13 protein-coding genes are annotated in these 14957 nt (G+C 46.3%); 2 read left to right on the plus strand and 11 right to left on the minus strand.

From position 1 onward, the window contains the following. The first annotated feature begins 147 nt into the window (after positions 1-147). Positions 148-1392, plus strand: coding sequence for a nucleotidyltransferase (locus J2T16_RS07095; protein WP_221790605.1), 1245 nt, complete (start codon positions 148-150; stop codon positions 1390-1392). A 314-nt stretch (positions 1393-1706) separates the two neighbouring features. Here J2T16_RS07095 and J2T16_RS07100 read toward each other — a convergent pair whose 3' ends face one another. After that, entirely contained in the window at positions 1707-2747 is a 1041-nt protein-coding gene (locus J2T16_RS07100; protein ID WP_090923910.1) for a SepM family pheromone-processing serine protease, read from the minus strand. A gap of 265 nt (positions 2748-3012) precedes the next feature. Here J2T16_RS07100 and J2T16_RS07105 point away from each other — a divergent pair, with 265 nt between their 5' ends. Continuing rightward, complete coding sequence (locus tag J2T16_RS07105) at positions 3013-4347, plus strand: nucleoside recognition domain-containing protein (RefSeq protein WP_221790607.1); 1335 nt, start codon at positions 3013-3015, stop codon at positions 4345-4347. Here J2T16_RS07105 and coaD read toward each other — a convergent pair. From coaD to J2T16_RS07155, 10 genes are all read right to left on the minus strand, one after another. Then, a complete protein-coding gene (coaD, locus tag J2T16_RS07110) occupies positions 4325-4831 on the minus strand; it encodes a pantetheine-phosphate adenylyltransferase (RefSeq protein ID WP_154887388.1) in 507 nt (168 codons plus the stop codon). The two genes, J2T16_RS07105 and coaD, sit on opposite strands and share 23 nt — an antisense overlap. A gap of 1 nt (position 4832) precedes the next feature. Next, positions 4833-5441: a 16S rRNA (guanine(966)-N(2))-methyltransferase RsmD gene (rsmD, locus tag J2T16_RS07115; protein ID WP_154886412.1), complete on the minus strand. Its 609-nt coding sequence runs from the start codon at positions 5439-5441 to the stop codon at positions 4833-4835. Between the two features lie 252 nt (positions 5442-5693). Further along, positions 5694-6047 carry a DUF3021 family protein gene (locus J2T16_RS07120; RefSeq protein WP_221790639.1) on the minus strand — a complete coding sequence of 118 codons (354 nt, stop codon included), beginning with the start codon at positions 6045-6047 and terminating at the stop codon, positions 5694-5696. 97 nt (positions 6048-6144) lie between these two features. Next, a complete protein-coding gene (locus J2T16_RS07125; RefSeq protein WP_499018021.1) occupies positions 6145-6987 on the minus strand; it encodes an AraC family transcriptional regulator in 843 nt (280 codons plus the stop codon). Positions 6988-7222: 235 nt separating this feature from the next. Beyond that, on the minus strand, positions 7223-7657 hold the full coding sequence (locus tag J2T16_RS07130) for an Imm44 family immunity protein (protein WP_221790610.1): 435 nt from the start codon (positions 7655-7657) through the stop codon (positions 7223-7225). Between the two features lie 431 nt (positions 7658-8088). Then, positions 8089-8394 (minus strand): hypothetical protein, encoded by a 306-nt coding sequence (locus tag J2T16_RS07135; RefSeq protein ID WP_090923916.1) that lies wholly within the window; start codon positions 8392-8394, stop codon positions 8089-8091. A 197-nt stretch (positions 8395-8591) separates the two neighbouring features. Further along, complete coding sequence (gene lacZ / locus J2T16_RS07140) at positions 8592-11642, minus strand: beta-galactosidase, LacZ type (protein ID WP_499018023.1); 3051 nt, start codon at positions 11640-11642, stop codon at positions 8592-8594. Positions 11643-11774: 132 nt separating this feature from the next. Further along, positions 11775-12605 carry a carbohydrate ABC transporter permease gene (locus J2T16_RS07145; protein WP_336122362.1) on the minus strand — a complete coding sequence of 277 codons (831 nt, stop codon included), beginning with the start codon at positions 12603-12605 and terminating at the stop codon, positions 11775-11777. Next, positions 12598-13497 (minus strand): carbohydrate ABC transporter permease, encoded by a 900-nt coding sequence (locus tag J2T16_RS07150; RefSeq protein ID WP_221790616.1) that lies wholly within the window; start codon positions 13495-13497, stop codon positions 12598-12600. The genes J2T16_RS07145 and J2T16_RS07150 overlap by 8 nt, the downstream gene beginning before the upstream one ends. A 130-nt stretch (positions 13498-13627) precedes the next feature. Beyond that, complete coding sequence (locus tag J2T16_RS07155; RefSeq protein WP_499018025.1) at positions 13628-14923, minus strand: extracellular solute-binding protein; 1296 nt, start codon at positions 14921-14923, stop codon at positions 13628-13630. Positions 14924-14957 lie beyond the last annotated feature (34 nt).

A 14957-nucleotide genomic window follows, 5' to 3' on the forward strand; every position in this document is an offset into this window, starting at 1 on the left:
GCCAGCTCTATTCTATGATGAAAGAGGTAAAATGAGCTTTGACGGTGAACAAACTAATGTATGCTATCCCATATTGTAAAAATGTAATGACCCGCGTGATTAACGACCCAATGGGAGATTTCAACGCGGCAGGAAGGAGTAACGCTCATGAAAGCTGTAGGCGTTATTGTGGAATATAACCCGTTGCACAACGGACATGTGCATCATCTGAATGAATCGCGGCGGCTTAGCGCAGCAGATGCCGTTGTTGCCGTGATGAGCGGCCCTTTTCTCCAGCGTGGCGAACCCGCCATCGTTGGTAAAAGGGCACGCACCGAGATGGCGCTTCATGCTGGCGCCGATCTCGTGCTTGAACTGCCGGTTGCCTATGCGGTTCAACCGGCGGAGTGGTTTGCCTTTGGTGCGGTATCGTTGCTGCACCGCACCGGGGTTGTGGACTCGCTCTGCTTTGGCAGCGAGTCCGGCGACATCGACAGCCTGCAGCGCATTGCGCGCGTGCTGGCTGTGGAGCCCGCAGGGCTGCGCGAGGATATCGCGCGCCGCCTGCGGGAAGGCGCCAGCTACCCCGCCGCGTACGCAGGCGCGGCGGCAGCGCTGGCGCCCGGCGGCGTCGATGCTCACGACGCCGCGGCACTGCTGGAGCAGCCCAACAATTCGCTTGGGCTGCACTACCTCATCGCGCTGCAACGGCTTGGCAGCGCGATCCAGCCCTTGACGGCGGCACGTACCGGTGCCGCCTATCACCAAGCGACGCCGGGTCCGGGGGCGATCGCCAGTGCCACAGCTGTCCGCCGCCTGCTACTGGCGGACGGGCCCAAAGCCGCCGCACCATATGTGCCGGCGGCAACCCTCGCCATTCTGCATCACGAATGGCAAGAAGGACGCGCTCCCATGCACTGGGAGCGCTTTGCCCAGCCGCTGCTGCACATCGCGGCCACCCGCCGTGCCTCCGAGCTGGAACGTATCGCCGAAGTCACGGAAGGACTGGAGCATCGGCTCATACGTGCACTCGCCCAGCTCCCCGAGCCTTCAGTCGAAACTCTCCTGAATGCGCTCAAAACCCGGCGTTACACGCGCACCAAACTGCAGCGCATGCTCGCTCACCTGCTCCTGTACCACACAAAAGAAGAGTGTTCACCAGAGCGATTAGCCACCGGACCCGGATATCTGCGTGTCCTCGGCTTTACTTCAACAGGCCAGAGTCTGCTGAAACAGATGAAAAAAACAGCCACCCTGCCTGTTGTAATGAAACCCTCAACGTTTGAACATGCTCAACTGGAGTTGGATATCCAGGCGCAAGCCGCCTATGCTCTTGCCCATGACCAACAGGATTCGCGCAACATATCACGCATAATGTATAGCGACTACTACGAATCACCCGTGAGAATCTGACTCATCTCGCCCTACAAACTATAGAACCAGCAAAAAATCCCCTGTGCCCAGCCTTTGGCTGTCATCACAAGGGATTTTGTCATTTCGATTTTTTAAAAGCAACGTCTTACACATGTACCTACCAATGCATAACACTTATCGTATTATTCAACCTGACCTGGACACTTAATTTACATCCCTTTTTCTCATTGCTTTCTCGCTCTTTTTTATGAATCTCCTATAACTGTTTTTCCGAGCGTACCTTCTTATTTTAAAAGAGGTCACTGCCCAAGCTCTTCTAAGTCCAATCTTCTAGTAAGATACTCTTATTTCACTTAAGACTTCACAGACAGAGTTTTCAAGAAGGCTAACGCATCATCAAGTGTGCTTACGGGCACAAGCTTCATTGGAGTGTTGATTTCTTTTGCTTTGGCCTCAGCTTCTTTGTAGTTGTCTTTAGGTACAAAGAAAATTTCTGCCTTTTTACGGTCGGCAGCGACAATTTTATGTTGCACACCGCCAATGGCTCCTACAACACCATCTTTCGTAATCGTACCTGTACCAGCAATCCGATGTCCCTTGGTCAGATCACCAGGAGTCAACTGATTATAAATCTCCAACGTGAACATTAACCCGGCAGAAGGACCTCCCACTTGCGTGCTTGAAAATGTGATTTGTTTGTTCGGGTCTTCCGGCTTCACCTTCTGCACCGCACCAATCATCACCCCAAGTCCAGTACGCATCTTGCCTGTCTTGCTGTCTTTCACCTCAACCAGCGTGATATCCCGACTAATCGTTTCACCGCCGCGCTCCAATTGCATCTCCACCGTATCCCCGGCTTTTTTTCCTTCCAGCTGTTTGGCAAGCACCGTATTATCCGGTGTAGCTGTACCGTTCACACCCAGAATAATGTCTCCGGGTTCAATATCTCCATCCGGTTTGGGATTTTCCGAAAGACCAAACACAAAGATGTTTTCAGGCACAATGGAGTATGCAATACCCGCTTTCTCATAGGCCGCTTCCATGGCAGAGGATTGCGAATCACTCATGAACCAGACCTGTTCAGCGGAGTATTCCGCCTCGCTTTTGCCACGCAGACGATCTTCCTTTTTATCCACTTGTGCATTTTTATCAAAATACGAAGTGCCTAGCAAAAATAAATTGGCATACGTTGCCGACACGGTGGTCATCATGAATACGCCTTTTTCATCTTTGTCACCGTCCTTCACGGTAACCATGGGTTTAACTTCATCCGCACTGCCAGGTTTATAAATAATATACGGCGTTGGCATGTACACCGTAAGATAGACAATAAGAGCCACCGCGATCACGTAGATCGAAGCTCTGAAACCACCTGTTTTCCGGAACCGATTCATCTCATGAGCCTCCGTTCTTTATCTCTATACAAGCTGAACCCACTCCACAAGAGTTGCTTTGAGTAATTCATTTAGCTCATCTTATTCCACATGATTACAATCCAAGTCTAACACCTTGTTGTTCCTGCATACAATGGTACAGGCCGGATAGGCCGCAGGATGATTCGCCGTCTATCCGGTCAAGGCCGAACCGTTTACGAACGTGATTCGGCCGTCCACTATAATCCCAATGCCCGAGGGGCGTTAATTGATATGAGGTGAAACGATGACCGTATCCAGTGAGGTTCGAAGTCCGGGTTTGGTACGAACCGTATTCCTGAGCACCAGTGCATTCATGCTGGTTGTTGCAATAGTTGCATCTCCGAAAGAAGCGTTCGACGCATCCATTCAAGGACTCGACATCTGGTGGAAAATTGTCTTTCCTGCCCTGCTGCCGTTCCTGATGTTATCCCAAATGCTGACCGCGTTTGGCTTTACCCACGCCCTGGGAGTTCTGCTAGAGCCCCTGATGAGGCGTTTGTTCAAGCTACCCGGCCATACCGGCTTCGCTCTCGCTGTGGGCATGTGTGGAGGTTTTCCAACCGCCGTAGATGCCGTATCTCGATTACTCAAGGATCAACAAATGACCGCCAGACAGGCGGTTATTATTACGGCAGCAGCTCATTTTGCCAACCCCATGATGATTCTGCTTGTTGTTGGAGGTGCTTTTCTTCATAATCCTGCCGCTGGATATTTTCTCCTCATTTCACACTGGATCAGTGGCTGGATTGCAGCCGCCGTTGCCATTCGTTTTATACCTGCATCCCGCAAAAAAAAACTTGTACCAGACTCTATGTCACCTAATACAGATGTCCATTCTCTCTCTCCAGCCCAAGATCACACAGAGACAGAAAAGAAGCAATTGCCTCCCTTAGCTCCAGATTCTCAGAAACTCCGCATCGGTTCGCGCATGTTGCGAGCCGCTAGAGAAGCACATAGCCGGGACGCACGAGGGTTTGGCAAATTACTGGGGGACACCGTATCTCAGGCCGTACAAATTCTATTATTAACTGGAGGATACATCATCGTTTTTGCTGTATTTATCCGGTTACTCTCACTCTATCTGACTCCCGGTATTTCAGCTGCAGTTTGGCCTTCTGTGCTGGAGCTTCACCTGGGGACATACCACATTAGCAAAACAGCAATAGCACCCGCCCTACTGATGGCATTCCTGGCAGGTGCGCTTGGCTGGGGAGGCGTATGCTCGCACCTACAAGTCTCGTCGATGCTAAGAGCAGCCATCCCCGGACTGCATTCCATGCTCTTTTTCATTATCGTTCGATTAGGACATGGGTTAACCGCCTTTATCCTTACCCTCTGGTTGTGGGAACCATTCAGCCGTTACAGCACAGAAGTATCGACCACATGGCAGACCACTGTGGTAGAGCGCTCAAACTCTTTATTCTATTGGCCGTTTCTGCAATTTCCAGACACCACAAGTACATGGCAACTCATCTGGAACAGCTTCCCTGTAGCAGCCCTAAGTCTCGCTTTACTTCTTGGGGTAATGATTAGTCTCTCGGGCCTTACCTTATGGATTAACCGCCTTTTTTCTCGCTGATCTTCTGACGAAGCGCAGCTTCAACTTCAGGCGATACCAGATCCGTTACATCCCCATGATAGTGAGCGATTTCTTTAACGATACTGGAACTGAGGTAGGAGTATTTCGGGTTGGTCATCATAAAAATCGTTTCCGCATCCGGGTTCAACTTGCTGTTGGTCGACGCGAGTTGCAACTCATATTCAAAATCGGTTACGGAGCGGATGCCGCGAACGATAACCTGCGCTTCCTTTTGACGTACATAATTAGCGGTCAGATCACGGAAGCTATCCACTTCCACATTCGGCAGGTGGCTGGTTACAGTAAGAATTAACTCTTTGCGTTCCTCTACCGTGAACAGCGGATTTTTACTCATATTGTTCAATACAGCGACGATTACACGGTCAAACTGTTTAGACGCTCTCGCAATAATGTCGAGATGTCCCATCGTTACGGGATCAAAGCTTCCTGGGTATACGGCAATGCGTTCCTGCCGATGAATCATTTCAGTCATGAGGAGCCTCCTCTTCTGTGATGCTGTTTTCTTCATCCTCTGCCGCACCGGGTACATAATCGTAAATCGATACAGCTGTCTCCCCGTACACCGCTTTACGCGTTTGTTCAAACGGACCAAATTGCTCCGGGTATTCATGTTTGGATTCATACTCAAGCACGATGGTCGCACCTTGGGTAAGCAGCTCCAGTTCGTGCATCGTTAACATTAACTCGTGCCCGTTCTTCATGCGATAGGGCGGATCGAGAAACACTAGATCAAATGTTGCGTTACGTTTAGCCAGCGCTTTGAGCGCACGACCTGCGTCATTCCGATATACAGCCGCCTGATCCTCCAGCCTTGTTGCCTTCAGATTTTCGCGGATCACTTCAATACTTTTCGATTCCAGATCAACAAAAACAGCCTTGTCCATGCCGCGGCTCAGCGCCTCGATACCGAGACCTCCACTGCCTGCAAACAGATCCAATGCTGCCCCGCCCTCAAAATAAGGACCAATCATACTAAACAACGCTTCCTTCACCTTATCAGTGGTTGGACGCGTACCTGTGCCGGGAACAGCCTTCAGCGGCCTGCCCTTCGCACTTCCAGATACCACTCTCACGAATGTGTCACCTTTTCTCTCTATGTAAGTTTATTGATAAAGCTATCGTACCACAATCAGGTTCCGTTTGAAAAATACTGTTGAGCAATATGTATAAAAAGGAAACCCTTGGGCCATTCTATAATTATCGACATCACAAGTGTCGTAGACAACCGCGGAGAAGACTTACGTTTCCCCATAAGCTCTTCGTCCGGTTTCTCCTCTCCCATGAAAAAGAAGCTCTCGAAAGAGGGCTTCTTTTTGTTGAGCAATTTATCGAGAGAAAAATTGGGTTAATGTGAAAAGTACAGACCATAAAATGATCCCAACAAAGATAAAAAACAGGAAAACTTTAAAAGCATCGAAAACAGAATGAATCGTAAACCAGCCACTTAACAACAGGATCGGATAAATGGTTACAAGCATTACAATAAAATGGACACCGCTTTTTTTCGCCAAAGTCCAATGTTCTATGTTATAAATAACAGTTGCAGCACCGACAAAAAGAGCAATCAGACTTGCAACAAATGTGCCTTTAGCGTCAGCATATTTCCCTTGAGAATAAAGGATTAGAGCGATACCGTTCATAATCACGAAGGGTATTCCACCTCTTAATAGTGCATTCATCACCAAGATTTCCAACCTTCTTTTCTCAAAAAAATAGATAACAATATATTTTGGATCAATTGCTGGGCATCTTCCTTCTTTATACGGTAATCATTCCTTACAATGATTTAATGTCCTCTTCCATTTTACGAACCGGAATCCATACTTCAGTGATGAAATCCTTCTCCCGTTCATCCACCCAGTAATATTTTTCTATACAGGGTCCTTCCACTTGTTCAAAACTTGTTGACGGGAACCACTCGGTGTAGATCCGTTTCCAAATATCCTGAATGCTTACATCAATTTCGACATCATCTGCCATCGTCCCTCGGCTGTCAAAAACAGCATAAGTTTGATCAGGTATAGGAAGGACAGTAAATTCATCCGGTACCTGAATGCCCTCTGGCACTTCTGCTCCCATCAAATACCGCCTCGAACCATTCTCCGCAAAATCATAATGATACCCATATAACAATGTTCCAGCGGGTTTCTCTAACAAATTGAGTATCTGACCATGGGTCCCATCTTTCCAAATGCCCTCCACAAATACGGGTATCTCTTTATACGCATCTTCATGGATGATAACGCTTTTTCCAAATACAATAGAGCCTTTTTCCTCGACAAATCGATAATTCATCTCTGATTCCCCTCTAACCTGAATTTGAAAGGAGATTCGAGGAAATGCTTTAAGTTTCACATTCATTTTCTTCGCCTCAAGAGGTGTTACCCCATGCATCCTTTGGAACGCTTTTGTAAAAGCTGCTGGACTTTCATAACCATACTTAAGTGCAACATCAATAACTTTACAGTTTGTTCCTGCTAACTCCTGAGCCGCAAGTGTGAGACGTCTGTTTCTTACGTACTGGGTAACCGTTACGCCGGTTACTGCATGAAACATTCGCTGAAAGTGATACTTCGAACTCATGCCTGCCCTAGCAATATCTTCAATCTCAATTGGCAAATGAAGATGTCGTTCCACATAATCAATCGATTGGTGAAGCTGTTTAAATATTTCCAGGATCTCTCATCTCCTTTCTTTTACAGTGTAAAAGAACCCTCTGGCATCTTCTTGCTCAGAAATGCTCTGATTTGTCTATTATTAAAAAAACCGACTAATCAGTCGGCCAGATACTGCTATTTTGACACTTAACTTATTTCTTATAGGATACTCTAAGAATGATTGGACTCACCCGTTTCTACTCATACTTCTCCTGCATCTCATTCAACTCTGCTTCCTCTTCCGTCTGCAACCATCCAATTTCTTTAAGCCACGCACCCATATCTGCAATAAATGCATCCCTATCCAGATGATCTATCTTATACTTCTTCATCTTGTCGCTCACAAACGTATAAAACGCACGGCTTAATGCATATCGCTGTTTACTTTTGCTCCAGGTCTTATAACGGTCTTCACTAACCGTCATATCGAAATAGATTACCTTTTCTGCCTTCACATGTCTGACGTTTGATTTGCGCCCATATTCATCGGGAAGGCAGCGGAACACAAAGTACAGTTCAATATCACACGAAGCATATTTTTCAGCGGCTTTGTCGAAAACAGGCTGCAATTCATCGGATAGGTCAGCAACTTGTGTCAACCCTGACGTATCGGTTGTTTTGTCCAGAATCAAAGTACAACCTCCTTGTCCCGACAACTCAAGTACATTCTTGTTTAACACGTTCTCTTGCTTTTCGATTCGAGATTCGCATATTCATTAACGTTATAAAAAGTAGGACAGACGGCAAGAACATAGAAGATGATCCTGATCGGATCGCATAGAAAGCAACAAAAATCAGTGCAAGCCAAGTTATGATTTCAATTATCTCCAACTTCGTTAACGTCACTTTAAAAGTCTTTTTTGATATTAAACGAATCAAGACGTAAGCAATTAAGCTATAGAACGCTAACATACCCAGCAAGGAAAGAGCAACGATTAACATCATCATTCTGAATCACTCAACTCTCATACTTTTCCTTAATTTTACTACAGAAGTAGAATTATGTCTCTTGAATCTGTCTACGTACTCTGGATCACCAGAGTACTTGTCACCTCACTTCACTTTACTTCTCCTCGGTCACAATCGTAGCATTGTAGATCACAACCCGTTTCCCGTTCAGGTCAAACAGTACTTTATTGCCATACTCCGTATCCTGTACGTCAATCTTGCCTTCGTAAGTCTGAATCAGCTCACCCGAATTACTATATACCTTAACTACACGTTCCAAACCGCCAGCATTATTTGATCTCATCGTTTTGAGTGCACGTTCACCTGAAGCCGTATTAAAATACCATATAAATGATCCAACAATGATGCCCAGAACGGCGATCACTGTCACCCACACCCCTGTTTTTGCTTTTCTGCTCATCCTGTCCCCTCCTCAGTATCTTTGTGCAGTACTCTACGAGAATGAAGCGAGAACGGTTTCAATAAGGGAAAGCAAAAAAACAGAGGCCCCCATCCAAGGGAACCTCTGCCTCTGATATAATCACGTTTCAATTCAAGTTACCACTACATTGACACGGGTGGCAACATCACTCGTTGTTCTTACCGTATACTTCCCTTTTACAGTGAACGAATAACGAATTCAAAGCTCAGTTCACCATTGGAAGGAATTTGATATTCCGGATGTACCGGAGCGCCCCAGCTATCGTCACCGCCAACACCCATTTGTTTACCGGCTACCGTAACGACAGTGTAATGCACTGGTGGCAACTCATACACATGCTGCGCATTCTCCAGTTCAAACGCTGTATATGGTGACACATTCAATTCAACCGGTGCACCGGAAGCTTCGATTTTGAAACCGCGTCCTGCATTGTCCGTCAACTTAGCCCAGCGTACCCCTGTACGGTTACCCGACTCTTGCGGTACAAGATATGGAGCCATCGTATCTGCAACCTTACTACCATGGATACCCAGACGAGCGCCAAATGCGCGATCCGAATAGTTTTCCTCTGGTCCCATTGCCAGCCATTCCACGTTCTCATAATCCGGAGACGTTCTGAACGACAGTGCGTGGATCGGCAAGTTTGGCAATCCTTCGGTACCTTTGTACGTGTTGTGCACGTGTACACTTCCATCCGCAAGCACCGTATAGGTCACTTTCACTTCTACATCGGTCGAGATGTTCAATTTATAGGTGAACTCAATCCGGTACTGATCCGATTTTTGTTCATGTTTCCATTCTACAGAACGTGGCAACAGGCTGGCAGCATACCATGCACCAAGCTCAAAGCCCATTGCTGTACCCTTATCATTGTCTGTCGTTGCACGCCAGAACAGTGGTGCAGGCGGGATCGCAATCGTTTCACGACCGGAGAATTTCAGGGAAACGAGTGTTCCAAACTGCTTGGAGAACAACGCATGCGTTTGACCAACGCGAACACCAATGTTTACGTCACCTTCAACCACCTGAATATCGCTCACAACGTTTTTATCCGTTACAACAGCCGCTTGGCTACCTTCTTGTGTGAAAATAAACTGGCCAAACGCGACTTCGTCACCTTTGTCACCCCACAGCGTTGCTTCTTTCAGTACAAACGCCACGTTAACAGCATATTCGCCACCTTCAAGAGCCTTTGCATTCAAAGGAAGTTCTATCACAGTTTCACTTTCCGCAGCAACATTTACATCCAGTGTACCGCGCAATACTTCATTTCCTTCACGCTCCAGGCTGTACACCAGTTCATACGCGGAAGTATCTGCGAACAGGTTCTGGTTTACGATTTTAACGCCGTCACGGCTTGGGAACAGTTTAATGTTTTGATACAGGAATTTAACCTCCTGCATTTTAGCTGTCACTTTACGATCTGCGTGCACAATCCCGTTGCCACAGAACGAATAGTCTGATGGACGATCCCCGAAGTCCCCGCCGTAAGCCAGATACTCTTTACCGTAACGGTCTTTTTTGTAGATCGATTGATCGATGTAATCCCAGATGAATCCACCTTGATACATCGGGTACTTATCTTCAAGTTCTGTGTATTTATGCATACCACCAATGGAGTTACCCATTGCATGCATATACTCACAGCTGATATATGGTTTGGTCGGGTTATCGTTCAGGAATTCCTCGATGTCAGCCGGTTTTGCATACATCCGGGATTCCATATCACTTGTGTCATTGAAACGGCGGTCGTGGAACACACCCTCGTAATGAACCATGCGTGTCGGGTCTGCCGATTTGAAGTATTGAGACACTTTGTAGATCACTTCACCACCATGGGATTCGTTACCACAAGACCAGATCAGAATGGACGGATGGTTTTTGTCACGCTCTACCATCGAAATTGCACGATCCATAACAATGTCATGCCATTCCGGCTTATCGCCAGGGATTACCCATGAAGGCTCAACAGCGCCGAGCTTTTGCCAAGAACCGTGCGTTTCCAGGTTCATCTCATCAATCACATAGAGTCCGTACTCATCGCAGAGCTCATACCACAAACTTTGGTTCGGATAATGTGATGTGCGGACAGCATTCATATTATTTTGTTTGATCGTACGCACATCCCACAGCATGTCTTCCTTCGTTACAGCACGACCACGGCGCGGGTTGAACTCGTGACGGTTTACGCCTTTGAACACAATACGCTTGCCATTAATGTGCATCACTTTGTCGATCATTTCGAATTTACGGAAACCAACGGCTTGAGGAACTACTTCCACAAACTTGCCTGCTGCATCATACACACGGATGTACAGACGATACAGATACGGAATCTCTGCACTCCAGAGGTTAACTTGGCCAATTTCTTCACGCAGTTGTACCAGACCATTATCGACTACATTACCGCCAAAACTTTTGACTGTATTTCCGTCCTTGTCCTGAAGCTCGGCTTCGATCCGTGCACCTGTTGCCGCTTTTCCTTCCAGTTTCAGATCGAGTTCCAATGTACCGTTTGTATATGAAGCATCCAAATCGGTACGAACATGAACATCACGGATATGTGCAGCCGGAACGGTGTACAGATATACATCTCTGAAGATACCGGAGAAACGCCAGAAGTCCTGGTCCTCTAACCAGCTACCTGTGCTGCGTTGGTATACTTCAACCGCAAGTTTGTTCTCTCCATCTTGAAGGAACGGTGTCAGGTCAAAGTCAGATGGTGTGAAGCTGTCTTCCCCGTACCCTACGAACTGTCCGTTCAGCCATACATAAAATGCGGATTCCACACCTTGGAACGAAATGTATACCGGATTCGCTTCCCAGCCTGCTGGCAGATGGAATGTGCGAATGTAACTACCCACCGCGTTTTTATCCTGCGGCAGAGCTGGCGGACGGAGTTCATTCAATCCATCCCACGGATATTGCGTGTTCACATATTGGATCTGTCCGTACCCTTGTAGCTGAATATGTCCTGGCACTTCAATATCATCCCAGCCTTCGCTGGAGTACTCGGAAGAATAAAATAGTTCTGGGCGGCAATCCGGACGAATTGCATAGTTGAATTTCCATGTTCCATTCAGATCGTAACGCATTGACATTGCAGCGGAAGCCTTTGCTTCCTCCATCGTGCTGTAATAACGGTGATCGGAATAGGCATGAAGACGGTTGACCTCAAATACGCTTACGTCACCTAACCAGTTGATATCTGCCTTTGTTGCTTTCATCGGCTCTCTCTCCCTCTGCTGATCGTGTCATAATTTTTTTTCATCTATACAAAAAAGATAGAGGTACGCCTGTACAGGCGTCCTCTCTTCTTTCCTGCATTCGTCCATCTGGACGTGATACGCGGTTAATGCTTATTTTACAGAACCAACCATACCTGCAACAAAGTGTTTTTGCATAATGAAGAACACAATTGCGGTTGGCAGTGTTGCAATAACAACTGCGGTCATAATAACCCCGTAATCCGGAGCATAACCTGCGCCCAGGTTGGAGATCAGGAGCGGAATGGTTTGCTGATCCGGAGTTTGTAACACGATGAGCGGCCACAGGTAGTTGTTCCAGCTACTCATGAATGTAATTATCGCTGCTGCTGCGTATGTTGTTTTCATCGTAGGCATATAAATTTTCAAGAAAATACCCAGTTCGCTCAGACCGTCAATACGTCCTGCTTCCAGCAAATCTTTCGGGAACATTTTGGTGTTCTGACGGAAGAAGAAAATCAGGAACGCTGTTGTGATGGTCGGGATAATAACGGAAGCCATCGTATTAATACCGATTACCGGTGCTACACTCGAAATGGTTGCAAACATCCGATAGAGCGGAATCATAATCGCTGCAAACGGAATCATCATCGACATCAACAGGATGTTAAACACGACATCGCGGGATTTCGTACGGAACACTTCAAATCCGTAACCCGCCATGGAACCAATCAACAGAGCCAGAATCGTGGAAACGATCGAGATTATCGCTGAATTCCCCAAAGCTTGCACCAGATTCGTGGTGTCGAGCAATTTGTTGATGTTTTCAATCAAAGCAGAGCCCGGTAGCAAAGTGCCTCTAGTTACGTCTACCGATTTATTTGTAGCGCTGACGATCATCCAGAAAAATGGGAAGATGGAAATAAAAGCGACGATGGACAGGAAAACATATGTGAAAATGCGTTTTGCTCTTGATTTAGCCATTTTTATTATCACCTGCCACTTTAAACTGGATAATGGACAATATAATGATCAGAATTACGATGGAATACGAAACGGTTGCTGCATAACCGAAGTCCGGTGAATATTTGAACGAAAGGTTGTAGATGTATTGTGAGATCGACATGGTCGCGTTACCCGGACCACCTTTGGTAATATTCATAATTTCATCGAAGATTTGCAATGTACCAATCGTTGATGTAATGGACGTGAAGAGAATGATCGGTTTAAGCAATGGTACAGTGATTTTGAAAAATTGAGTGAAAGCATTCGCTCCGTCAATCTTCGCTGCTTCATAGATCGATTGGTCGATGTTCTGCAAGGATGACAGATAGAAAATCATATTATATCCGGTCCAACGCCAAGTAACGGCGATTATGATCGTAATTTTAGCCCAGAACGGGTCAGTAATCCATTGGATTGGAGTGCCGATAATGTGCATCCCCAGCAATGCCTGGTTCACCATACCATCCGGTGCAAACAAATATTTGAATACAACCGAGTAAGCAACAAGTGAAGTTACACAAGGCAAGAAAATTGCAGTACGGAAAAAGCTGCGGAAACGAAGTGTGCTGTCATTCAGCAATACGGAAATGAACAAACCGAGAATGATCATTAAAGGTACTTGAATGATTAAGTAAATGAATGTGTTCGATAAAGCCGTCCGGAATGTTGTATCCACGAGCAATCTTTTGTAGTTCGCGAGGCCCGAAAACTCAAGGTTGGCACCTTTGCCTGACTTGAATGATAAGAGCAGCGCTTGAATCATCGGATAGAAGTAGAATGCTACGATTCCGACAACAGCCAGCAAAACAAAAGCCCATCCAGTCAAATTATTTTTCTTTTGGAGACTGTCTCCTGTATTTATGGCTTTCACAGTATGGCTCCTCTCTCTCCATGCAACATGGTTAGAACCTACAGAGCCTCTCGCCATGTCCAGCTCGACTTGCGCCAGACAAGGGAGACGGCTCCGTTGTTTCCTAGGTTCTATAAGTTACCTTGGGATATTAGTTTAATTGTGCCTCAGCTTGTTTTTGTGCATCATTCAGAACGTCATCGATTGATTTACCGTTCAGGTATGCTTGCATTTCAACAACCAAGATATCTTCGATTGCATAAGTGTTGCTACCATAGTTTACTTTTGGAATTTCTTTAGTCCAGTTAGCGAAATCAGCGAAGATTTTTTGACCTCCGAAGAACTCGTCTGGTTTGTTGTATGCATCACCATCAACAGCCGGTGTGTACGTACCGATTGCACCGATTTTAGTCAACAATTCTTGATACAACTCTTTGTCGGAACCAAAAGTTTTAGCCATAAAGTCAGCCGCTTGATCTGCACCAGGAACATCATTCATGATGTACCAAGAGCTACCACCCAAGTTGGATGCATGTACAGAGTTTGCTTGACCAGCCATTTTCGGCATTGGAGCTACAGCCCATTTACCGGATTGGGAAGCTTCTTGACGAACGGATGGTGAGAACCAGTTACCTGTAGGAATTGTTGCTACAGCACCGTTATTGGCATTGGCAACGAATTGGCTCCAGTCGGAATGCAATTTAACAATGTTAGCATCCATCATTTTTTTGTATGTTTCGAACGCTTCTTTCAATGCAGGGTTGTTGTTCAGATCAGGTGTTTTACCATCTTCAGCTGTGTACCATTTACCTGCAGTTTGGATCATCATACGGATGATCCCCAGATCGTTCGGGTCAAGAGACAGAAGCTCTTTACCTGTTTTTGCTTTTACAGCTTCACCGATTGTGATGTAATCATCCCACGTGATATCTTGCAGGTCAGCAGCTTTGTAGCCTGCTTCCTCAAGCAAGTCTGTTCTGTAGTACAAACCAGCTACGCCGGAGTCAAACGGAATACCGTATTGTTTACCTTCATAAGAAGTTGGTCCAATTTTATACTCTGCAAAGTCGGATGCTTTGATTGTGGAAGACAAATCTTTGAACGCATCTGGATAAGCGCTCAAGAAGCTTTGTGCACGATAGTCTTCAATCAGAACTACGTTTGGCAGACCGCTGCTTGTTCCGGAGTTCAATCCAGTGTTCAGCTTTTGAATGATCGCATCTTGAGCATTCTCAATGATGTTGATTTTCAGATCCGGGTTTTCTTTTTGATAAATGGCTTTAGCTTGCTCCAGAGCAGCAACGTTAAATGCTTTATCCCAAGCCCAGATCGTAATTTCTTTTGCTTTCTCGCCACCACCGCTAGCAGCTTCTTTACCTCCACCGCCGGATGAACATGCGGACAACAGCAATACGGTTACGAGCATCAATACCCACATTTTTTTCAAAACATTCAACTCCCCTTCGACCTCTTTGTTTGTA

Source organism: Paenibacillus intestini, assembly GCF_030803945.1.
In the GTDB taxonomy this organism is placed as follows: domain Bacteria; phylum Bacillota; class Bacilli; order Paenibacillales; family Paenibacillaceae; genus Paenibacillus; species Paenibacillus polysaccharolyticus.